The following is a 21,681-nucleotide window of genomic DNA, read 5'->3' as shown; positions in this document are numbered from 1 at the left end:
TGGCGAACTCTGTAGCCAGACCGTCATGCACGAGAGCTACAGTCGGATATAGCGGCTGTGACATTCAATTTGACGACCCGATAAAAGGTGAAGCTATGTTAGATTTTCATGCATTTGATGAAGAAGAAATCGACGATATTGCTGTTCCAGGTTATAACTGAAACAAAAACAGGAAGTTAGAAAACTTTCTAAGCAATATCTACTCTATAAAATTTGTATGCCGGTGGTAGTAGACCTCAGTTATAGCAGGTCTGCCGGTGCCCCTTCTTGCTCAATAATTCCTTCCTTTTAAATTATACCGGCATTTTTTTATACCGCCCACGGATTTGCTCATAATATGAAGCTGTCACAAGTTGCCTGTTAACGGTGCAGCTGTCTGCAAAATGGTGCACTTGAAGGCTGATTCTGCGGGATCGCGTTTATGTTATTTGTTCCGTATCTAAGACCTGCTAGGATACCTGCAGTTTTATCTGAGAAAAAAGTTATATGCATCAGGATTCTCCCAATGATTCATGGGCCATTCGTATTGCCCAGTTTGTTAAACGCTTCGGTACACTGAAACTCAGTATTTTATTTGTCCTGGTGACCCTGGTGTTTACGCTGGGAAGCTCTTATGTCGTCAGGGTGAGTCTGGGAAAATCCGTACAGCCGGATGATTTTATCATTGCCATCATCATCACACTATTGTCGGCGCCCTGGGTGTTGTACTTTTTCAGTGAATTGGTAAAGCAACTTGAAAACTCCAGAACAAATCTTAAAGAGGTTGTCACTCAGCTTGAGCGGCTGCGCGAAGAAGACGTCTTTCTGAATCGCGAGTTGCAGTCTAATATCAGACAACTGAATCATGAGATTGAACAGCGTAAACAGGCTCAGGAGGAGCGTGAAGCGGTATTCAAGGAGCTTGAGCGGGAAATTGACGACAAGTCCAGCTCAGAAGAACAGGCCCGACGCCTCTCAACGTTGCTGCGCTCGATTATCGATGCGTCTCCTGATCTGATTTACTATCGCAATGAGGAAGGACGCTTCGCCGGGTGCAACCGGATTGCTGAATTGCTGACCGGAAAAACTGAAGAAGAGCTGGTGGGTCTGACGCTGCATGATGTCTTTGAAGAAGAGCTGGCCAGTCAGATTGTGGCCAGTGATCAGGAAGTACTGGAAACCAACGCCAGTATTACCGAGGATTTGTGGCTGCGCTTCGCGGATGGTCGTCGCCGTTACTTTGAAATGAAGCGCGTGCCGTTTTTTGATGCAGCAGGTAACCGGCTTGGTCTGCTGGCGTTCGGGCGAGATATGACAGAACGCAAACAGGCAGAAAGTGCAGCAGCCAAAGCCAACACAGATAAAACCCGCTTTATTGCCACAATCAGTCACGAGCTACGAACGCCGCTGAATGGCATCGTCGGTTTGAGCCGCATGCTTCGTGATACTGATTTATCCGAAGAGCAATTTAACTGGGTAAGTACTATCTATGCCAGCGCGATTACGCTGGGAAATATCTTCAATGACATTATTGATTTGGACAAACTGGACAGAGATAAGCTTGAGCTGAGTCTGAAGACCGTTTCACTGCGTGATTTCACCGAGGAGTTGTCCAGCATCATCCGTCTGCTTGCCGCCGATAAGGGACTGGAGCTGGTCACTTCAATAAAAGAGCCCCTGCCTCAACAGGTTGAGGTTGATGGAACGCGCCTGCGTCAGATCCTGTGGAACATTTTGTTCAACGCCGTAAAATTCACGCAAAAAGGGCAGGTTAGTTTGACGGTGTCAGCTACCGAAGCGGCCAATGGCATCAGTGTGGTCACCTTTGTTGTGCAGGATACAGGTGTGGGTATTCCTGATAGTGAAATCGATAAAATTTTTGCCATGTATTATCAGGTTGATCACCCCGACCATCAGTCGGCGACGGGAACGGGTATCGGTCTGGCAATCTGTAAGCAAATGGTAGATTTGATGAAAGGTGACATTCGTGTCAGCAGTGAGGTCAACCAGGGCACGCGGTTTGAAATTGAACTACCGTTACAGATTTCGACTAAGCCTATGCAGGCTTCAAAGCTGCTGGTCACCGATTTGAGTATTTTGCTGGTCGAAGATATCGAGCTGAACGTGATGGTTGCCAAAGCGCTGCTTGAAAAACTGGGCCAGCGTGTGGATGTGGCGATGACCGGCCAAGAGGCGATCGATAAAGCACGGGCAAACACGTATGATCTGATTTTACTGGATATTCAGCTACCTGATATGACCGGGTTCGATGTTGCCAATGTGCTGCACGAAGAGGATCTGGTGATGCAAACACCGATTGTGGCCCTGACCGCTAATGTGATTAAAAAGCGTGAAGAATACCTGCAAAACGGTATGGACGATGTTATAGCCAAGCCCATCAAGAAAAGCCGGGTGGTTGAGGTCTTCAATCTTCTGTTTGCCGAGCCTGCCGCGCCCTCTGTGCAGGATGCAGAACAAAGGCGTGAAAAGCCTGATGCGACTAAATCGCTGTCGAATATTCTGGATATGGACCTGCTGCAAATGCTCGTAGATACGATAGGTGAAGACATGGTACGGGCCAGTGTAAAGGTATTTCAGGATAAGATGCCTGAGTACATGGAAATCCTGCAGCTGAGCTTAAGCGCCGATGAGAAATCTGAGGTCTGCTCTCAGGCTCATAAGATAAAAGGTGCGGCCGGCTCAGTCGGGCTGTCCCGGGTGCAGCGTATCGCTAATCAGATCCAGCAGGGCGATCATCCGGCGTGGTGGCAAAATGTTCACGACTGGGTCGAGGAACTGCAAATGGCCGTGCAACATGATATGAATGCTTTGGATGAATGGTTAAACGAGCAGGTGCTGGATGACTGAAAACGACTCATCGGCTGTGGCAGCGTTTGAAAACCGGGAAGTGGATGTTAAGACACTGCCCGATATGATGGCGGTGTCGATGCAACCGATATCGCCGCGTTACCGGTGGCTGAACCTTACAGTTGCGGTGGCCGCAGTTGTCATCGTTTCAGCGATATTGAGCTTTTTCAGGTATCAGTCCTTTATGGCTGTGCCGTTTGGTCTTGAGCGTTTTTATACGATGGCCATCGTGGTGGTCTGTACACTGGGGGCGCTAAGCTTTATCTACCACTTGCTGGCGGATAAGAAAATTAAATACTGTTTGCGTGAACAGGATTTGGTGATGCAGCACGGGCTTATTTTCAGAAAAATTGCCTGTCAGCCGATATTGCGGATCCAGCATATCGAACTTAAGCGCGGCCCGCTGGACAGGGTTGCCGACCTGGCATGCCTGCAGGTGTTTTCGGCCGGCGGCGCCATGCATACCTTTGAAATCCCCGGGTTAAGACTGACTGATGCGCAAAAGGTAAGGCAGTATATTCTCAATCATAAAGAACTCGATGCTAAATAAGGTGTTATGCCGACAATGAATCACGCATCTGAGCCGCAGAACGTCGATAACCCTGGTGAGGTAAATACCGGCAAACACTGGCGCAGACTGGCGCCGGTGGCGCTGCTGTACTTTATCGCCAGCAACATCAAAAGTACTGTTCAAAGTGCACTGTATATTATTCCTGCGCTGGCGATTAGCGTCCAGACCACCAGTGTTATTGATACGCAATGGTTCTGGCCGGCAGTGTGTGCGATTATCGCACTGATTGTTATCAGTGGCATCGTAAGCTATTTATTTTACCAGTTTCGGGTACGCAACAGCCATGTTGAAATTCGTACGGGACTGTTTAATCGCCGTCATATTAACTTACCTTTCTGGCGGATCCAGAATGTAAAGGTCGAACGGCCCTTTTACTACCGCCCGACGCAGTTTGCGGTGGTCGTACTGGATACCGCGGGCTCTGCTAAAGAAGAGGCGAAGATTGTTGCTGTGACGCAGCGTTATGCAAACCGGCTTCGTGCGCAGATCCTCAACGAACGAACAGAATTTCTGCAAAATGAAGAAAGTGCAGAGGCTCGAGAGCCTGTTGAGGATACGGAATCAGTCAGCCAGTCGCCCGGTCAGGACACAGTAATCAATCGCCGCTCATTGAGCGATCTGGTGATACACGGCATTACCAATAACCGGGTGTGGATTATTCTTGGTGCGCTTGCCCCTTTCTACGATGATTTGGCGGGGATGGTGAGTGACTGGCTTTCCCGCCATGGGCTGCAACTTGAGCAACTGGTGGGCTCGTCCAGTGTAACCTGGTGGCAATGGGGATTGTACGCATTTACTATTATGATGCTGATTATGGCCCTGATGGCGCTCTTGTCGATAGGCGGCTCATTGCTGACCTATTATGGATATACCCTTACCCGCAGTGATGATCGCTATGTGCGGAAAAGCGGTCTGTTAAGTCAGCAGGAAGTTAGCATGCGGCAATCCCGGGTGCAGATGGTGGCGGTGAAACAGGATTGGCTGGATCGGGTACTTAAACGCGCCAACGTATTTTTTGAGCAGAACAAAACCGGTAATCAACAAAACCAGGAACTGATGGCACCGAATAAACTGCTGGTGCCCTCAGTCACATTGCCTGAAGCCGGCGCGCTATGCGAAGAAGTCTTACCCGATAGCCGGTTGTTCAGTCAGACATTCTCACCCGTTACGCCCTTCTATCTGGCCCATCACCTGTTGGTTCGCTTGTTTCCGGTTGCGGTGATTGTTGCGTTGATTCTTATCCTTGAGCAGCAATGGCAAGCGTTATCCGTTGCGGTTACCGCGGCTGTTGTGGTGTCGATAGCAATCTGGCTTCGCTACAAACGATGGGGCGTTGCCCGTGATGACAACTATATATATGTTCGCAGCGGTATAATTGGTGAGGATTTTCAGGTGTTCCCGTTGTACAAGGTGCAGCAGGTGGTTATCAAACAAAGTGTGATGATGAAACGGCGGCAGCTTGCGTCAATAAAGTTTGTTTTAGCCAGTGGGTCGGTGACGGTCCCGTTTTTAAAAGAAGTCCAGGTAAGACAATTAGCGAACCTGGCACTGGCAGATGTTGAGCGCAGTGCCAGATCCTGGATGTGATAAGCGCAGGGAGGGCCGCCCTGCGACATAACAGATCAGCCGTTAACGGGCGGGATGTGTACAAAACCATGCATCAGTACCCGCGCGCTGCGACTCATAATGGCTTTTTCTACTTCCCACTGTTCACCCTGTTTCGTGGCCTTCGCGCCAACTTTGAGGGTGCCTGAAGGATGACCGAAAACAACGGACTCTCTGTCTGTTCCGCCGGCTGCCTGATTAACCAGCGTCCCCCTGATTGACGCTGCAGTGCCAATTGCCACTGCAGCAGTTCCCATCATCGCATGGTGCAGTTTGCCCATTGACATAGCGCGTACTAACACATCGATCTCTTCAGCAGCAATTTGCTTGTTGCTTGATGCAGTGTAGCTGCAAGGCGGAGCAACGAAGGCAATTTTTGGAGTATGCTGGCGGGAGACAGCCTCGCCTACATCGCTAATTAAGCCCATTTTAACTGCACCATGGGCGCGCAGGCTTTCAAACTTCGCCAGCGCATCAGCATTTGAATTTATATCATCCTGAAGCTCCGTGCCGGTATAGCCTATATCTTTGGCATTCACAAAAATGGTCGGGATCCCAGCGTTAATCATGGTGGCTTCGATACTGCCAAATTCAGGGACGCTAAGGGTGTCTACCAGATTTCCCGTCGGGAAAAGGGCTTTTTCGCTATCTGCGGGGTCGATAAATTCTATTTTTACTTCTGCAGCAGGAAAGGTCACGCCATCCAGTTCAAAGTCACCGGTTTCCTGCACATTGCCGTCAGTCATAGGAACATGGGCAATAATGGCTTTTTGAATATTGACCTGCCAGATACGAATTTCAGCGATACCATTGGCAGGCACGCGCGCTGGATCCACAAGCCCGTTGCTGATTGCAAACGCGCCTACGGCCGCAGTCAGGTTACCGCAGTTACCGCTCCAGTCGACAAACGGCTTATCTATGGCTACCTGTCCAAACAGGTAATCTACATCGTAACCTTCATGTTCACTGGCTGATAAAATCACCGTTTTACTGGTGCTGGAGGTTGCGCCGCCCATTCCGTCGGTATGTTTTCCATAAGGGTCAGGGCTGCCAATCACGCGCAAAAGTAATGCATCGCGCTCTGGGCCAGGCTGCTGCGCGTATTCAGGTAAGTCGGCTAATTTAAAAAACACACCTTTACTGGTCCCGCCGCGCATGTAGGTGGCGGGAATTTGAATCTGTGGCTTATGCGCCATATACACTCCTTAAAACCTTTAAAAGGTCTGCCCCAGGGCACTGACATATGTTCGCGTCAGTTCCCGGGGAGCAGGCCGCTGTCATCGCTGATACATGTCTGATCAGCGCTCTGAAACAGCTTCTTCCGCTTCCAGAAAGTCCTTCGCGAAGCGTTGCAGCACGCCACCTGCGGAGTAGATGGAAAGCTCTTCAAAGGTATCCAGACGACAGGTAACAGGTACGGATTCTGCTTCGCCGTTTTTACGATTTACGATTAACGTGAGCTCGGCACCCGGGCTGGGCTCACCTTTGACATCATAGGTTTCTGTACCATCAAGTTTAAGCGTGATACGGGTTGTGCCCGGTTTAAACTCCAGCGGCAGAACCCCCATACCAATGAGGTTGGTGCGGTGGATCCGCTCAAAGCCTTCCGCTACAATAACCTCAACGCCTGCCAGACGAACGCCCTTAGCCGCCCAGTCCCGCGACGAGCCCTGCCCGTAATCAGCACCGGCAATAATAATCAGCGGTTGTTTACGCTCCATATAGGTCTCGATGGCATCCCACATGCGCATCACTTTGCCTTCAGGCTCCAGACGGGTGAGTGAACCCTGTACCACTTCGCCCTGTTCCATAACCATCTCGTTAAAGATTTTGGGGTTGGCCAGCGTTGCGCGCTGCGCAGTGAGGTGATCGCCACGGTGTGTGGCATACGAGTTGTAGTCCACTTCCGGTACGCCCATGCTGGTCAGGTATTCACCTGCTGCACTGGTTGGCAGAATAGCATTGGACGGGGACAGGTGGTCGGTGGTGATATTATCTGGCAGAATCGCCAGCGGTCGCATTCCCGTCATCGTGCGCTCAGCCGCCAGCGCGCCTTCCCAATAGGGTGGCCGGCGGATGTAGGTACTCATCTCACGCCAGTTGTACAGCGGATTGATATCTTTGCCATAGTCGACTTTCAAATCGAACATGGGTTCGTAAACTTTGGTGAAATGCTCAGGCTTAACATAATTGGCGACCACATTGTCAATTTCTTCCTCTGTAGGCCACAGGTCTTTCAATGTTATCGGATTGCCGTTTTTATCGGTTCCCAGCACGTCTTTTTCAATATCAAAACGGATGGAGCCGGCAATTGCATACGCCACGACCAGAGCTGGGGACGCTAAGAATGCCTGTTTGGCAAACGGATGGATACGGCCATCAAAATTCCGGTTACCTGAGAGCACCGCGACAGAATAAAGATCCCGCTCTTCCAGTTCTTTTTGAATATCCGGGTCAAGCGCGCCGCTCATTCCGTTACAGGTGGTACAGGCGAAGGCCACCACACCAAATCCCAATGATTCCAGCTCACCCATCAGGTTGGCTTCTTCAAGGTAGAGTTTTACCGCTTTAGAGCCAGGGGCCAGCGAGGTCTTTACCCAGGGCTTTCTGCTCAGGCCATACTCATTGGCTTTTTTGGCCAGCAGGCCAGCTGCGACTACGTTTCTCGGATTACTGGTATTGGTACAACTGGTGATAGCTGCAATGATGATAGCCCCGTCAGGCATCTGGCCATCTTCGTGTTCCACCGAGCCCAGCAGACCGTGTTGCTTCAAATCGCTGGTAGGCAATTTAGCATGTGGCTTGGATGGCCCCGCCATGGTTCTGTTAACCGCTCCTAAGTCAAACTCAAGTACGCGTTCATACTCAGCGGTTGCCAGGTCGTCGGCCCACAGTCCGGTATGCCGTGCATAGTTTTCAACCAGAGCAACCTGCGCATCATCACGTCCGGTGAGCTTCAGATAGTCGATGGTCTGCTCGTCAATATAGAACATAGCCGCGGTGGCACCATATTCAGGCGTCATGTTGGAGATGGTCGCACGATCGCCGACTGTAAGGTTCGCTGCCCCTTCGCCAAAGAACTCCAGATAGGCGCTGACCACACGTTGTTCACGCAGATATTCTGTCAGGGCCAGTACGATGTCGGTGGCGGTGATACCTGGTTTGGGTTTACCTTTAAGTTCAACACCTACAATATCCGGCAGGCGCATGTAGGAAGCGCGGCCCAACATGACGCTTTCTGCTTCCAGACCGCCCACGCCTACGGCAATGACGCCCAGTGCATCAACATGCGGCGTATGACTGTCGGTACCCACCAAGGTATCAGGGAAGGCTACGCCATCCCGGCTATGTACAACCGGTGACATCTTCTCTAAGTTGATTTGGTGCATGATGCCATTACCAGGCCCAATCACATCAACATTTTTAAATGCCGTTTTCGTCCAGTTGATAAAGTGAAATCTGTCATCGTTACGACGATCTTCAATGGCACGGTTTTTATCAAACGCGTCTTTTTCAAATCCGGCGTGCTCAACAGCCAGCGAATGGTCAACAATTAATTGCGTCGGCACCACAGGGTTTACTTTTGACGGATCGCCGCCTTTTGCAGCAATGGCATCGCGCAGACCAGCCAGATCGACAAATGCGGTTTGCCCCAGAATGTCATGACACACGACTCTGGATGGGAACCAGGGAAAATCATGCTCACGCTTTTTAAAAACAAGTTGTTCCAGGGATTGAGTCAGAATGTCTGACGGGCATTTGCGTACCAGGTTTTCGGCCAGTACCCGGGAGGTGTAAGGCAATGTCTCATAAGCGCCCGGCTTGATATCATTGATGGCCTGACGGGTATCGAAATAATCCAGATGACTGCCCGGCAGGGGCTTTCGATAATCGGTATTCATAACGGTCTCTCAGATGAAAAAAAGGCGCACGGTTAGTGCGCCAATTTATTAATTAATCACGTTCGCTCATTGGCGGCACCGGACGCAGTTCCTCACCGGTATATTCAGCAGAAGGGCGGATAATCCGGTTATCTGCCCGCTGCTCCATAACATGAGCAGCCCAGCCGGTCAGACGTGACATCACGAAGATTGGCGTGAAAAGCTTAGTGGGAATGCCCATAAAGTTATACGCCGAGGCATGGAAGAAGTCGGCGTTACAGAACAGTTTCTTCTCGCGCCACATCACCTCTTCACAGCGCTCAGAGACCGCGTACAGCACCTCATCACCGACATCTTCAGACAGTTTTTTCGACCATTGCTTGATAATTTCATTGCGCGGGTCGCTGTCAGAGTAAACAGCGTGGCCGAAGCCCATTATTTTTTCTTTACGCTCAAGTTTCGCCATCATTTCTTTTTCGGCGTGCTCGGGTGAGGTAAAGCCCTCAATCATTTCCATAGCCGCTTCGTTAGCGCCACCGTGCAATGGCCCGCGCAGTGAACCGATGGCACCGGTAATGCACGAGTGCATATCAGAAAGCGTGGATGCGCACACGCGAGCAGTAAAGGTTGAAGCGTTAAATTCGTGTTCCGCATAAAGAATCAGTGATACGTGCATCACATCTTCGTGCAGCTGTGAGGGTTTTTCGCCGCGAAGCAGGTGTAGGAAGTGCCCGCCGATAGACTCATCATCGGTATTCTCGTCAATTCTGACGCCATCGTGGGTAAAGCGATACCAATAGCAGATGATGCTTGGGAAAGCCGCGAGCATACGCTCGGTGACATCCTGCTGCTGATCGAAATTGGCTTCACCTTCCAGATTACCCAGCATCGAGCAACCCGTGCGCATTACGTCCATAGGATGCGCATCCTTTGGAATGCGCTCCAGCACTTCTTTTAGCGGCTGGGGCAGACTGCGAAGTGACTGTAATGTCTTTTTATAGGCCTTTAGCTCCTGCTGGTTAGGCAATTTACCTTTTAAAATAAGGTGGGCGACTTCTTCAAACTGGCAGTTATTGGCCAGATCTTTTACATCATAACCGCGATACGTCAGACCTGAACCTGAAACGCCAACGGTAGACAATGCTGTTTTGCCAGCGACCTGTCCACGCAGTCCTGCGCCACCGAGTTGTTTAGCCATGCGTTATCTCCTGAAAAAATGTAGTGTACAAAGGGAAAAATTTATTAATTTTTATTGCGGCTGAACAAATCGTCCAGCTTCTGTTCGTAGTCGTGATAGCCCAGGTAATCGTATAGATCCATGCGGGTTTGCATGTCATCCACAACGGCTTTTTGATCGCCGTCTGTCAGAATGGTCTGATAAACCCGTTCAGCGGCTTTGTTCATGGCTCTAAAAGCGCTCAGTGGATACAGCACCATGTCTGCGCCCCATTCACCCAGCTCTTTTTTATTCCATAATTCGGTTTTTCCAAATTCGGTAATGTTGGCCAGAATCGGCACATCAAGCGCATCAGCGAAGGCGCGGTAATGTTCTTCGGTCTGCACAGCTTCTGCAAAAATACCGTCGGCACCTGCAGCGACATAAGCTTTGGCGCGCTCAATTGCAGCCTCCAGGCCTTCCTGTGCGAACGCATCGGTACGCGCCATAATAAAAAAGTCCGGATCGGTACGGGCATCAACCGCTGCTTTGATACGATCAACCATCTCCTGCGTGCTGACAATTTCTTTATTCGGGCGATGGCCGCAGCGCTTCTGCGCCACCTGATCTTCCATGTGAACCGCCGCTGCGCCTGCTTTTTCCATATCCCGTATGGTTTTGGCAATATTAAATGCGCCGCCCCAGCCTGTATCAATGTCGACCAACAGGGGTAAGTCACACGCCCGGGTAATGCGCTGCACATCTTCAATGACATCATTGAGCGATGTCATGCCTAAATCAGGCAAGCCATAAGAAGCATTTGCAACGCCACCGCCTGACAAATAAATGGCTTTGTGGCCGATTTGTTTTGCCATAATCGCTGTGTACGCGTTAATTGTGCCGACAATCTGAAGCGGGTGATTGTCAGTTAACGCCTGACGAAATTTTTTTCCTGCACTTTGCATAATTAAAGCCTCGTAGGGTTAAACAGAAATTGAGTTCAGTTTTCTTTCGATGTTGTTCTTTGAATAGAGTATATGTCTGCGCATAAGCATTTCAGCCAGCTCGCCGTCTCGATTGGCAATCGCCCGTACAATATGGCTGTGCTCTTCAAACGCAGTGGTAACACGGGGGCCCGCCATGCCAAGCTGAACGCGGTACATGCGAACCAGATGGTAGATACCGTCGATCAGAACGCTGATGAGGTGGGCATTTTTGCTTCCTAATACAATCCGGTAATGAAAATCCACATCACCGGCCTCTTGGTAATAGGTTTCCCCCGAGCTGACCTTATTAGAGTGAGCATCCAGTAACGACTGCAAATCGCTGATTTCATCCGCATCCATGTTTTCAGCGGCCAGTCTGGCCGCCATACCTTCCAGTGCTTCGCGCACCTGGTAAAGTTGCACCAGCCCGGCAGCTGAAAGCGTAACGACTTTTGCGCCGACATTAGCCTTGCGCTCGACCAGGTGACAGGCTTCAAGCCGGTTAATTGCTTCGCGGATGACAGCCCGGCTCACCGCGTAGCGTGTCGACAATTCAGTCTCGCTGAGTTTTGCGCCTGCCTGAATGACACCCTCTACAATATCGGTCCGCAAACGAAAGAATGTTTTGTCCGCATTGGTGACAGGTGTTTCGATAGGTAGCGACATAGGATGAACAGGAATGTAAATGCAATGTCGACAATATAGGGGTTTGGGATGTGTGAGTCAATGGTATTGTGGTGGTATTGTCGACAAAGCGCCCGGCGGGCGCTTGTCTTTTGAGACTATTCTGCTGTTTGCAGCCTGACGATGGTGTCAGCGTCTATCTCATAATCTTCGAAAAAGTCATCTTCAATTGAAGCGGTGACTTTTACCCGGTCGCCGTGCTTAAGCACAAGGTAGCCATCTTTATCCAGCGGGTTATCGCGAAGATCATCCACTTCTACGGTAAGTGCAGCATCCCCGGCACCAAACTGAAATGCATCATCGGATAGCGTGGTCACATTCCCAATAAGTGTCACTTCTGACTTATCCAAATCCAGACCCGCGGCAGAAATCAGCATATCTGACTCATGCGCCATGGTATTTGCGGCCACAAACGCCGTGCCTACGTTTTCAAGATAGAGGCTTGAAGCACGCATTCTGCCTTCAGTAAGTAATTGCTGATTCAACATGCCAGTGACAGTCACCGTTGCATCCTCAAGATTCTCAAATGCAGTCTTATCCAACTGCAGAGTATCTGTGTCGACAATTAACTCACCTTCACCATAATCCATGGTGATAAATTTTGAGTCAACTTCGGTGACCGTGCCGGTCAGAGATATCCAGGTCGTGCTGGCCTGCGATGTAGCCACAGGTACGCTGTTCGTTTGCGTTTCCTGGGCGATAGCCGTACCGGCCATCAGTGATGTGGAGATAAGTGTAGCAAGCATCAGTTTATTGGCGTTCATAGAACCTCCTTAGTGAGCTTTTCAGGCTGTGCCGGCAAAGTGTCCGGTTTAGCCAGACTTTTCATTGTCTTGCCGAAGAAGCGATGCAACTTTGATGCTAATTTATTTTTTTATTATATTTCATGCAATTAACATTTTTAAGATAGATCGCTACGCACTTGCCGGGTGGAGAAGGTTGTAGCTTTTACATAAAAATCGTCACTAGCGGGCACGCCGGTGGTTAAGTACAGCGTCACCGATGTCTGACTCAACCCGTGCGCTGTTAACCAGAGATATCAGCGCAATAATCCCCATGAATACCATCGTCAGTTGGAAGTCAGACGTCACTGGCGTGCTTCGCGTGTCATCGATAATAAATGTTGCCAGGGCTAACGCCAGTGCGCCTGCCGTGATGCCCATCCCCCGGGTCATTTGCATGATGACGGCACTGAGCGTATTGGCGTCGCGGATATAGGATTGCGGGACGTCCGCAAAGCTCAGCGTGTTAAGCACCGTCAGATGCATTGAGCGCGTCATGCCACTTAAAAACAAAATAATACCCAGCAGCCACGCTGAGGTTTGTGCATCGCACAGTGCCAGTACAAAAAAGCCAGCAGCAACCAGAACGGTGTTGTAAATGAGCACATTTTTAAAACCAAATGTGTTCATAATCCAGGTTGTTGCCGGCTTAACAGCAAGGTTACCGGCGAATAACCACAGTAATAGGGTGCCGGCTTCAATTGCACTGTAGCCAAGACCCACTTGCAGCATCAATGGGATAATAAACGGCGCACTGGATAGCGAGATGCGTATTATCGACCCTCCTGTCATGGTGGCACGGAATGTTGAAAATCTCAGCGCCGACAGTGAAAACAGGGGGTTACTGGCATACAGCATATGGCGGATAGCGAAGGCGAGAATTCCGCTTCCTCCTGCAACCATCAGGAGGGGAAGTAAGATATCGTCAGGGCGGGCACTAAACGATTCCAGTCCTGCCATCAAAGTGCCAAAACCGGTTGCACTGAGTAAAAAGCCGGTCACGTCAAAGGGCTGCCATTGCCCCTTATCGTTATTGAGTAACCAATAGGCAAACAGCAACGCAATGATGCCAAGCGGAACGTTTATAAAGAATATCCACGACCAGTGCCAGGTTTCTGCAATCCAGCCCCCCAGAACCGGTCCTATTAACGGGGCGCCGAGTGCAGGCCAGGTCAGAATAGCCATCGCGTTGACAATCTGTTCTTTGGGCAGGTTGCGTAATACCACCAGGCGACCCACAGGTACCATCATTGCACCGCCAATTCCCTGCAGAACTCTGGCAACAGTAAATTGAGTCAGACTTTGGCTGAATCCACACAGGACCGAGGCGGCTACGAATATTAAAATAGCCAGGGAAAATATGCGCTTGGCGCCAAACCGATCTGCAGCCCAGCCACTGATAGGGATGAAGATCGTGACGGCCACCAGATAAGCACTCACCCCCACAGATAAATGCGCAGCCGGTACACCAAATTCGGCTGCTATTATAGGCAACGCCGTAGTAATGATGGTGGCATCAAGAATTTCCATAAACAATGCGGCGGCAACGAGCAACGCCGTCGCCGTTTTGTGCGATACAGTTGGCATGTGAGTGTTGTCTCACTTTTTTACAAAACGAATAATGAGTCAGAGCAATCTTGCGGAAGATTGATTCGAAGGAGCGGGCCGGCGAGTCGTAACAATCAGTGACACTCGCTGACCTCATTCTATAAGCAGATTCGCAGGGGACAGATCACCCCTTTTTTAAGCACTTGTGCTACGTAATTTCAAACGCTCTGACAACACGCTGTACCCCATCAACATTTCGCGCTATATCGACAGCGTAAGTGGCCTCCTGGTTTGTCACGCGTCCCATCAGAAAAACTTCAGAGTTTTCTACGACCACTTTAATTTGCATAGAGGGTACATTATCGTTGGCCAGAAGCTTAGCTCTGATTTTATTTGCCAACCAAAGGTCATAGGCCTGTGAAGACGCACCTTGTGGTGTGCCGACTCTCACCTGATTGTGAATTTTTCTGATGTAGGCGACCTGCTGAACCTCACTAACAGCCTGCTCGATAAGCTGACGGTCCGGAGCCTGGCCTGTCATCAGGGCAACACCATTGTAAACGTCCACCCGTAGATTGGCTTCGTCTTTAAGACGATCATATTTGGCCCATCGAAATGACACTTTTCCTTCAGCGTTCTGGTCATCCAGTTGCGTACCAACAGTACGACGGTCATTGGCGACTTTAGCCGCCGCAGCAGCGCCTGCACCCACAGCTGCAACAACGCAGCCCTGTAGCTGGATTGTTGCAATGATAAGTGCCAGAACGCCTGCCGAAAAGGCGCGGTTTGTCATCTAGCTATTATCTCCATGATCAGCAGGGAACAGACTATCATCAATGCATTCACACAGATTATGAATAACCAGTAGGTGAACCTCCTGAATACGGGCGGTACGGTTTGATGGCACACGAATTTCAACATCATGCTCGCTCAGAAAACCTGCCATTTCGCCGCCGTCTTTGCCCGTAAGCGCAACAATAGTCATATCCCGGGACAGAGCAGCTTCCATCGCCGCTATTACGTTACGTGAGTTACCACTGGTAGATATGGCCAGCAGGATATCGCCGGACTGACCCAGCGCACGAACCTGTTTGGCAAATATCTCATCATAGCTGTAGTCGTTTGCGATGGACGTCAGCGTAGAGGTATCCGTGCTTAAAGCAATGGCAGGCAGGCTAGGGCGATCACGCTCGTAACGATTAAGCATTTCAGAGGAAAAATGCTGCGCATCACCCGCGGAGCCACCATTCCCGCAGCTAAGAATTTTATTTCCACGAATCAAAGCCTCGACCATCATGGTAGCCGCTTTTTCGATGGCCTCAGGAAGCACCTCCGAGGCTGCTATCTTAGTCTGGATACTTTCAGTAAAATTGGCTTTAATATTTTCAATCATATCGCTTCACTATTCAGGCAATGTTTTAGCCTGCAATGTTCTTTATCCATTGCAGATTCTGATTATCTAATGCTACCACATCAAGTCGCATTGATGTGTGATTCGGGTTAAGACCGCGTGCCAGCAAATATTGTTCAAAGCAAGTTTGCAGCTTTCTGCACTTTGAGGCGGTGACAAATTCGCTGGCCAGACCATGGGTTGAGCGTCGTCTTGCCTTGACCTCTACACATACCCACGTTTGCCCGTCGCGCATAACAATATCCAGCTCACCATAGCGCGTTTGAAAATTACGGGCTTCCAGTTTCAGGCCCTGTGCCAACAGATAAGCCGCGGCGCGCTCTTCTGCCTGCTGACCAGCCTCTCTGGACATGGCTATTCTCCGGTGACCGGAATAATCTGTTGATTGTTAATACGCGCCTGAGGCAGCGTTCGAATTACCCGGCCATCTTTGTCCACCGATAGTTTCCCGGTAAGCCCTTCAAGACTCACCTGGGGTAGCAGGGCCATTTGTTGAACATTTGGCAGCATCTGGTATGCATCAACGCCAAAGGCAAAAAAACGAGAGAACGCAGTACTCCGGTCCGGCCATAATGCATTTGCTGTGCGGGTAAATTCGGGCCAGCGATTTTGCGGAAGCATCCAGGGCATATCGATAAAACGAACATTCTGCAGATCACGCCACTGATTTTTGCCGCTGTCATACTCCATTGAGCGCGACGTTGTATAAACCGGCACCGTTTTACCGTCGAAGGGGCTCAGACTGGCTTCAACCATAGGATTCAGAAGTTCCGTTTGTTCCGGCGAGGCAAATACAACAATGGCGTCTATATCACGCCGGTTGCGGGTAACGTTATGCAATTTTTCATTAACCATGTAGCGAATCTGGTCGATACGCGATTTACTTTGCGCAACGCCTAACGCATCGGTTATACCGTCTTTGAGCGTTCCACTGTCATCAAAGGTTACGATATTCAGTGTATGTGGCTTGTCGTCTTCGCTGTGATGGCGCTGCCAGCGCGCTTCAAAGGCGTCCAGTAAACGCTGATAAATGGTATTGTTGGCGGCGACTACGATGGGCGAGCGGTATCCTTTTTGCGCAATGTGATCAGCCAGTTGATACGCTTCGTCTTCCGGTGCCAGGGCAAACCAGGTTGCGGGTACCGGAGCGGCAGCGGGAACAGCAAATTCTTCCGGGATCAGCGGACTATCAATAGTACTGAGTGTGACCGGCGACGTGTCATCCGGACGGTTCAACGCTAAAAGATGGATATCGCGGGGCAACATCGGCAGCATCAGATCCAGGGTTTCTTTTAATAACGGGCCGATGACCCACTGTGAATCACCAATTGCACTGATGAGTGCTTCACCCGACTTACCATTGGTATCGACAAACCTCAGTTGTGGTACTGAGTTAGATCCGGAACGGGACAACTGGTCATAATAGGCAGCCAGTATGCCGTCTTTGACCGCCATTCCTGTTGCTTTATAACGACCACTTAATGGCAGCATGACCGTTGCCTGCTGAATTCCGGCGCGGCGCAAGCCGGCGGCTTTGGTGATATTTTCCGGAAGATAAGTAACCAGTGATGAACCGCGGTAGACGCGTGTAAACCGACTGAGCGCCTTTTTAAACTGTGCTGCATGCAAACCGTTTTCTTCAATCAGGTTTTGCAGGGCAAAATAGGGCTGAAGATCATTGTATCGCGATGCATTTTGTTTAATTTCGCTGGCTGGTACGTTATTTACCCACTGCCATACGCGTTCCACCGCCTGCGGCGCATCTGGCATGATTTGCACATAAGATGCCGCAGCATCGAGGTAATTTTGCTGGCGCTCGTACAGGTGAGTAAGCAATGTGAGCTGATGCGTCTTAACCTGCTCATCGTTTGCCAACGGCGTGAGCAGATTAATTAACTGCTCTGTATCAGCAGCTGGATCGTTCATGTAACTTTGCGCGATCAGTGTTTTTGTACGACGTCTTTCGGGTGCATCAAGCGGCTGAGAAATTAAAGACAGTAAAATCTGTTGTGCCCGGGCAGGCTGTTCGCGCTGCAAATAAGCCGTGGCGGCATCCAGCAATATCCGGGTTACTTGCTTTTGATCAGCATCCGGTCCCATTTGCTCAGCGCGAAGCAGCAGAGACTCTGGCGATTGCTCGACCTTTTCCACCACCGGTATCGTATTTGTTGCGATTGGATTTTTTTCGGGCGCCCGACTAACTGGTGAGGTACAGCCAGCTATTGTTAACACAAGCACAAGAGCACAGCACGATAAAGATAAACGGCCCTGACTGTTTAATTGCACATCTGATCCCTCTTATTCTGAAGCCACAAGTTTATCTGAACACACAGGAAAATCTACGCCTGCAACAATAAACCGTACTCAAGCCGTGGTACACTGCCGGTTTTCAAAATGGCTGAAACAGGTGAGCACGTTTATGCCCGCAACGCTGTATATTGTACCCACACCCATTGGTAATCTGGAAGATATCACTACCAGAGCGTTGAAAACGCTGGAATCAGCAGACTGGATTGCCGCCGAGGACACCCGCCACACCCAGCGTCTTTTGCAGCATTTCAGTATTAAAACCCGTACGCTCTCGTTGCATGAACATAACGAGGAAAAGCGTGCCGCCATGCTTTGTCATCGGTTACTTGAGGGCGAAACGGTGGCCCTGGTCAGTGACGCCGGCACACCACTTATCAGCGACCCGGGATTTGTACTGGTGCGACACTGTCGGGAGCAGGGCATTCCAGTCGTCCCGTTGCCCGGACCGTGCGCCGCAATTACTGCGTTAAGCGGTTCAGGGCTGCCCACCGATCGCTTTATTTTCGAGGGGTTTCTGCCAGTTAAAAATCAGGCAAAGGAAAACAGACTGGCGCTTTTAGCAGATCGCAACGCCACTACCGTTTTTTACGAAGCGCCACGTCGGGTTATTGCTACTCTCAGGGATATTCAAAAAGTCCTTGGCGAGGCGCGGCAGGTGGTCATCGCCAAAGAGCTTACCAAAGCCTTTGAGTCAATTATCAGCGGGCGGCCAGAAGAGGTTATTGCGTGGCTGGAAGCTGAACCGGCCAGGCAAAAAGGCGAGTTTGTTGTGATGGTATCGCCAGCGCCTGATAAGGAGACTGAGATTTCAGCGGAAGCATTATCCCTGCTCAAGACGCTTGCAGCAGAGCTACCACTGAAAAAAGCGGCGGCAGTTGTGGCATCGCACTATAAACTTAAAAAGAATGCGCTGTATCAGGCGGGGTTGAACTTTTCTGAGTGAACCGGTGCCGCTGTGTTCGTTATGTTGCCAGGCCGGGCCGCAATACCAGCGCGCGGTAATCAAAATTAGCAGCCTTTGCGTACCCAACATATATAACTTGGAGGGCATATGACAAATCGTACTTTGAAGCTGGACATTCACGAGGGAACGTGGATGGTGAATGTTATCGACAGAGCCAATGATGATGGGGTTTATGAGCTGCTGCATCCGAATAAGGAAGCGCAGGTTGAGGTAAACGACGATAAAATGCAGGGCTTTGAGTACAACATCACGGCGCATGCCGGAACACCATTTAAGCTGTTTCTTGATGATACGGTGCTTGCTGAGGGTGAGGTGCCTGATGAAGGGGTAGCAAGAGGAAAAGGTGTCCTGTAAATTAGTTTGTTGATGTGATGCTACATCGCACAGTGTATATGTATTGCGGAAAATAAAAAACGGGCAGTTGGTGGTATACCTATTGCCCGATTTTTATGGGATTACAGCACTAAGCCGAATGATTTTTCGGTGATGTCGCAATTATGCTCAGGACAGGCGACCCTTAAAATCTTCATAGGTAAACTGCCGGACCAATTCGAACTCACCATTCTTTCTTAAGATACCAATGGAAGGATGTTCAACCCCGTTGAAAAAACTGGTTTTTACCATGGTGTAATGCATCATATCTTCAAACTGGATGCGGTCGCCAATATTAAGCGGTGCATCGAATGAATAGGTATCAATGACATCACCAGCCAGACAGGAATTTCCACCCAAGCGATAGTTATGTGCTTTATCCCCTGGCATACCTGCATGTGTGATAGCAGGACGGTAAGGCATCTCTAATACATCAGGCATATGGGCAGTGGCTGAGATATCCAGAATGGCAATATCACCCTCATTTTTAACAATATCCACGACTTCTGCTATCAGCGGGCCGGTTTGCCATGCCACAGCAGATCCGGGTTCGAGGATAACATCGAGATGCGGATACCTGTCTTTAAATGCTTTTAGCGTACTAATCAGGTGATCAACATCATAATCGGCCCGAGTCATCAGGTGACCGCCACCCAGATTAAGCCATTTCAGCGAGGGAAGCCACTGGCTAAACCGGGCTTCAATCGCTTCCAGGGTCCGCGCGGTAGCAAACGAGTCGCACTCACACAAGTTGTGACAGTGAAAACCGTCAATGCCGGTTAAATCAACATTGTTTAATTCGCTTGCGCGCACACCCAGGCGTGAGCCCGGCGCGGCAGGATCATATAACGGCGTTTCTGCTTCCTGATGTTCGGGATTAATTCTAAGCCCCAGAGATACATCAGGCATGGCATCGCGGTAACGCTCCCACTGCCCGAGGCTGTTAAACGACAGGTGATTGACCAGCTTATTAAGCTGGTCAATATCATCAGGTTTGTAAGCGGGAGAGTAAGCATGCACCTCTTTGCCCATTTCACTGGCCAGTTTGGCTTCCCAGACGGAACTGGCGGTAGCGCCATGTAAATAAGGTTTGATGATGTCAAACGCTGACCACATGGAAAAACCCTTTAACGCCAAAATGATCCGGGCACCCGATTGATCCTGAACACGCTGCATCAGTGCCAGATTCTCCAGTAACCTGGCTTCCTCAAGCACATAGCAGGGTGAAGGAATATCATCCCGAGATGTTAAGTCGTTCAAACCCGTACTCCTGACTATTTAGAAAAAGGGCTCTGGTCACACTCGATGACATGCCATGGGAGGCCATGCTTACCCAATTCTTCCATAAACGGGTCAGGGTCAAATTGTTCCATGTTCCAAACACCCGGCTTCTTCCAGGTACCGTCCAGCATCAACTTGGCGCCAATCATCGCCGGTACGCCGGTGGTGTAAGATACCGCCTGTGCACCCACTTCCTCATTGGTTTTTGCATGATCACAATTGTTATAGATAAAGATTGTTTTTTCTTTACCATCTTTAACACCCGTAATGTAGGTGCCAATGCAGGTCATGCCGGTATAGCCTTCCGCCAGCGAACCGGGGTTTGGCAGCACTGCTTTTAAGAACTCCAGAGGCACAATTTTCTGGCCCTGAAACTCAACCGGTTCAATGCTCGTCATGCCGATACCTTCCAGCACTCGCAGGTGATTCAGATATGCTTCGCCAAACGTCATCCAGAACCGTGCACGCTTGATGCCCGGAATATGTTTAACAATGGATTCAAGCTCTTCGTGATACATCAGGTATGAGGGGCGAACACCGATATTCTGATAATCGAGATCTTCACGCACACTCAACGGATCCGTCTCTTTCCACTGACCGTCTTCATAGAATTTACCACGCTGAGTAATTTCACGAATATTGATCTCAGGATTGAAGTTGGTCGCAAACGCCTGACCATGGTCACCGCCGTTACAATCTACGATATCCAGATAATGGATCTCATCAAAGTAGTGTTTGGCAGCATACGCCGTGAATACATTCGTTACGCCAGGATCAAAGCCTGAACCCAGCAGCGCCATGATGCCGGCATCTTTAAACTTGTCCTGATAAGCCCATTGCCACTTGTATTCAAACTTGGCTTCATCTTTTGGCTCATAGTTCGCCGTATCCAGATAATCGGTACCTGTGGCCAGACACGCATCCATTATGGGTAAGTCCTGGTAAGGCAATGCCAGATTGATGACCAGATCAGGCTTAACCTCGTTAATAAGCGATTCTACTTCGCCGGCATTGTCTGCATCTACAGCAAACACAGCCTTAACGCGATCTGCACCTACTTCTTTTTGCAGGGCTTCACATTTTGACACTGTACGGCTTGCCAAATAGATTTCGTCGAAATATTCAGGCAACCGTGCACATTTTTTTACCGTTACCGTAGAGACGCCGCCGGCGCCAATGATTAAAACTCGAGACATAATTGAATTCCCAAGGTATTGAAATTTGCGGTGAATCCTAGCAGACATCATTAAATTGGCAAGCAAAGTTGATATCGGCAAATACAA

The 21,681-nt window shown here is 49.9% G+C and carries 18 protein-coding genes; 5 read left to right on the top strand and 13 right to left on the bottom strand.

All coding sequences use genetic code 11. The features are described from left to right. Positions 1 to 486: 486 nt before the first annotated feature. From arcB to HHX48_RS10530, 3 genes are read left to right on the top strand one after another with little or no spacing between them, the layout of a single operon-like run. Positions 487 to 2,847, top strand: a complete 2,361-nt coding sequence (arcB, locus tag HHX48_RS10540) for an aerobic respiration two-component sensor histidine kinase ArcB (RefSeq protein ID WP_191024913.1) — start codon at positions 487 to 489, stop codon at positions 2,845 to 2,847. Then, complete coding sequence (locus tag HHX48_RS10535; protein ID WP_191024911.1) at positions 2,840 to 3,397, top strand: PH domain-containing protein; 558 nt, start codon at positions 2,840 to 2,842, stop codon at positions 3,395 to 3,397. Before arcB ends, HHX48_RS10535 begins: the two co-directional genes overlap by 8 nt. Positions 3,398 to 3,412: 15 nt before the next feature. Continuing rightward, positions 3,413 to 5,005 (top strand): PH domain-containing protein, encoded by a 1,593-nt coding sequence (locus tag HHX48_RS10530; protein ID WP_191024909.1) that lies wholly within the window; start codon positions 3,413 to 3,415, stop codon positions 5,003 to 5,005. Between the two features lie 35 nt (positions 5,006 to 5,040). On the opposite strand, the gene prpF is transcribed toward HHX48_RS10530, so the two are convergent. The 11 genes from prpF to HHX48_RS10475 all read right to left on the bottom strand — a co-directional run bounded on the left by prpF (position 5,041) and on the right by HHX48_RS10475 (position 17,757). Continuing rightward, a complete protein-coding gene (gene prpF / locus HHX48_RS10525; RefSeq protein ID WP_191024907.1) occupies positions 5,041 to 6,219 on the bottom strand; it encodes a 2-methylaconitate cis-trans isomerase PrpF in 1,179 nt (392 codons plus the stop codon). Positions 6,220 to 6,321: 102 nt separating this feature from the next. Further along, positions 6,322 to 8,925 carry a Fe/S-dependent 2-methylisocitrate dehydratase AcnD gene (gene acnD / locus HHX48_RS10520; RefSeq protein WP_191024905.1) on the bottom strand — a complete coding sequence of 868 codons (2,604 nt, stop codon included), beginning with the start codon at positions 8,923 to 8,925 and terminating at the stop codon, positions 6,322 to 6,324. A gap of 52 nt (positions 8,926 to 8,977) precedes the next feature. Beyond that, on the bottom strand, positions 8,978 to 10,102 hold the full coding sequence (gene prpC, locus HHX48_RS10515) for a bifunctional 2-methylcitrate synthase/citrate synthase (RefSeq protein ID WP_191024903.1): 1,125 nt from the start codon (positions 10,100 to 10,102) through the stop codon (positions 8,978 to 8,980). Positions 10,103 to 10,146: 44 nt separating this feature from the next. Further along, positions 10,147 to 11,025, bottom strand: coding sequence for a methylisocitrate lyase (gene prpB / locus HHX48_RS10510; RefSeq protein ID WP_191024901.1), 879 nt, complete (start codon positions 11,023 to 11,025; stop codon positions 10,147 to 10,149). A gap of 18 nt (positions 11,026 to 11,043) precedes the next feature. Then, positions 11,044 to 11,712 carry a GntR family transcriptional regulator gene (locus HHX48_RS10505; RefSeq protein ID WP_191024899.1) on the bottom strand — a complete coding sequence of 223 codons (669 nt, stop codon included), beginning with the start codon at positions 11,710 to 11,712 and terminating at the stop codon, positions 11,044 to 11,046. Positions 11,713 to 11,828: 116 nt separating this feature from the next. Next, on the bottom strand, positions 11,829 to 12,494 hold the full coding sequence (locus HHX48_RS10500; RefSeq protein ID WP_191024897.1) for a hypothetical protein: 666 nt from the start codon (positions 12,492 to 12,494) through the stop codon (positions 11,829 to 11,831). A 201-nt stretch (positions 12,495 to 12,695) separates the two neighbouring features. Next, a complete protein-coding gene (locus tag HHX48_RS10495; RefSeq protein ID WP_223858277.1) occupies positions 12,696 to 14,099 on the bottom strand; it encodes an MFS transporter in 1,404 nt (467 codons plus the stop codon). Positions 14,100 to 14,268: 169 nt separating this feature from the next. After that, positions 14,269 to 14,853, bottom strand: coding sequence for a division/outer membrane stress-associated lipid-binding lipoprotein (dolP, locus tag HHX48_RS10490; protein WP_191024895.1), 585 nt, complete (start codon positions 14,851 to 14,853; stop codon positions 14,269 to 14,271). Then, entirely contained in the window at positions 14,854 to 15,453 is a 600-nt protein-coding gene (locus HHX48_RS10485) for a phosphoheptose isomerase (RefSeq protein ID WP_191024893.1), read from the bottom strand. Between the two features lie 25 nt (positions 15,454 to 15,478). Then, complete coding sequence (locus HHX48_RS10480) at positions 15,479 to 15,823, bottom strand: YraN family protein (RefSeq protein ID WP_191024891.1); 345 nt, start codon at positions 15,821 to 15,823, stop codon at positions 15,479 to 15,481. A gap of 2 nt (positions 15,824 to 15,825) precedes the next feature. Further along, positions 15,826 to 17,757, bottom strand: a complete 1,932-nt coding sequence (locus HHX48_RS10475) for a penicillin-binding protein activator (protein WP_191024889.1) — start codon at positions 17,755 to 17,757, stop codon at positions 15,826 to 15,828. Between the two features lie 133 nt (positions 17,758 to 17,890). On the opposite strand from HHX48_RS10475, the gene rsmI reads away from it, so the two are divergent. After that, a complete protein-coding gene (rsmI, locus tag HHX48_RS10470) occupies positions 17,891 to 18,724 on the top strand; it encodes a 16S rRNA (cytidine(1402)-2'-O)-methyltransferase (RefSeq protein WP_191024888.1) in 834 nt (277 codons plus the stop codon). A gap of 108 nt (positions 18,725 to 18,832) precedes the next feature. Then, complete coding sequence (locus HHX48_RS10465; protein ID WP_191024886.1) at positions 18,833 to 19,099, top strand: hypothetical protein; 267 nt, start codon at positions 18,833 to 18,835, stop codon at positions 19,097 to 19,099. Positions 19,100 to 19,246: 147 nt separating this feature from the next. Here the strand turns inward: HHX48_RS10465 and nspC are convergent, their stop codons facing one another. Beyond that, positions 19,247 to 20,377, bottom strand: a complete 1,131-nt coding sequence (gene nspC / locus HHX48_RS10460; protein WP_191024884.1) for a carboxynorspermidine decarboxylase — start codon at positions 20,375 to 20,377, stop codon at positions 19,247 to 19,249. Positions 20,378 to 20,391: 14 nt separating this feature from the next. Further along, positions 20,392 to 21,594, bottom strand: coding sequence for a saccharopine dehydrogenase family protein (locus HHX48_RS10455; RefSeq protein ID WP_191024882.1), 1,203 nt, complete (start codon positions 21,592 to 21,594; stop codon positions 20,392 to 20,394). Between the last annotated feature and the right edge of the window lie 87 nt (positions 21,595 to 21,681).

Source organism: Salinimonas profundi, from assembly GCF_014750655.1.
GTDB lineage: Bacteria > Pseudomonadota > Gammaproteobacteria > Enterobacterales > Alteromonadaceae > Alteromonas > Alteromonas profundi_A.
Note: the sequence above shows the minus strand (reverse complement) of the source record. Positions and strands in the feature narration are given on the sequence as shown.

Coding starts and splice junctions, on each gene's coding strand:
- HHX48_RS10480 (WP_191024891.1), bottom strand. CDS start 15,823: ATGTCCAGAGAGGCTGGTCAGCAGGCAGAAGAGCGCGCCGCGGCTTAT.
- dolP (WP_191024895.1), bottom strand. CDS start 14,853: ATGACAAACCGCGCCTTTTCGGCAGGCGTTCTGGCACTTATCATTGCA.
- HHX48_RS10530 (WP_191024909.1), top strand. CDS start 3,413: ATGAATCACGCATCTGAGCCGCAGAACGTCGATAACCCTGGTGAGGTA.
- prpB (WP_191024901.1), bottom strand. CDS start 11,025: ATGCAAAGTGCAGGAAAAAAATTTCGTCAGGCGTTAACTGACAATCAC.
- HHX48_RS10505 (WP_191024899.1), bottom strand. CDS start 11,712: ATGTCGCTACCTATCGAAACACCTGTCACCAATGCGGACAAAACATTC.
- HHX48_RS10495 (WP_223858277.1), bottom strand. CDS start 14,099: ATGCCAACTGTATCGCACAAAACGGCGACGGCGTTGCTCGTTGCCGCC.
- acnD (WP_191024905.1), bottom strand. CDS start 8,925: ATGAATACCGATTATCGAAAGCCCCTGCCGGGCAGTCATCTGGATTAT.
- prpC (WP_191024903.1), bottom strand. CDS start 10,102: ATGGCTAAACAACTCGGTGGCGCAGGACTGCGTGGACAGGTCGCTGGC.
- HHX48_RS10500 (WP_191024897.1), bottom strand. CDS start 12,494: ATGAACGCCAATAAACTGATGCTTGCTACACTTATCTCCACATCACTG.
- arcB (WP_191024913.1), top strand. CDS start 487: ATGCATCAGGATTCTCCCAATGATTCATGGGCCATTCGTATTGCCCAG.
- prpF (WP_191024907.1), bottom strand. CDS start 6,219: ATGGCGCATAAGCCACAGATTCAAATTCCCGCCACCTACATGCGCGGC.
- HHX48_RS10455 (WP_191024882.1), bottom strand. CDS start 21,594: ATGTCTCGAGTTTTAATCATTGGCGCCGGCGGCGTCTCTACGGTAACG.
- HHX48_RS10535 (WP_191024911.1), top strand. CDS start 2,840: ATGACTGAAAACGACTCATCGGCTGTGGCAGCGTTTGAAAACCGGGAA.
- HHX48_RS10485 (WP_191024893.1), bottom strand. CDS start 15,453: ATGATTGAAAATATTAAAGCCAATTTTACTGAAAGTATCCAGACTAAG.
- rsmI (WP_191024888.1), top strand. CDS start 17,891: ATGCCCGCAACGCTGTATATTGTACCCACACCCATTGGTAATCTGGAA.
- HHX48_RS10465 (WP_191024886.1), top strand. CDS start 18,833: ATGACAAATCGTACTTTGAAGCTGGACATTCACGAGGGAACGTGGATG.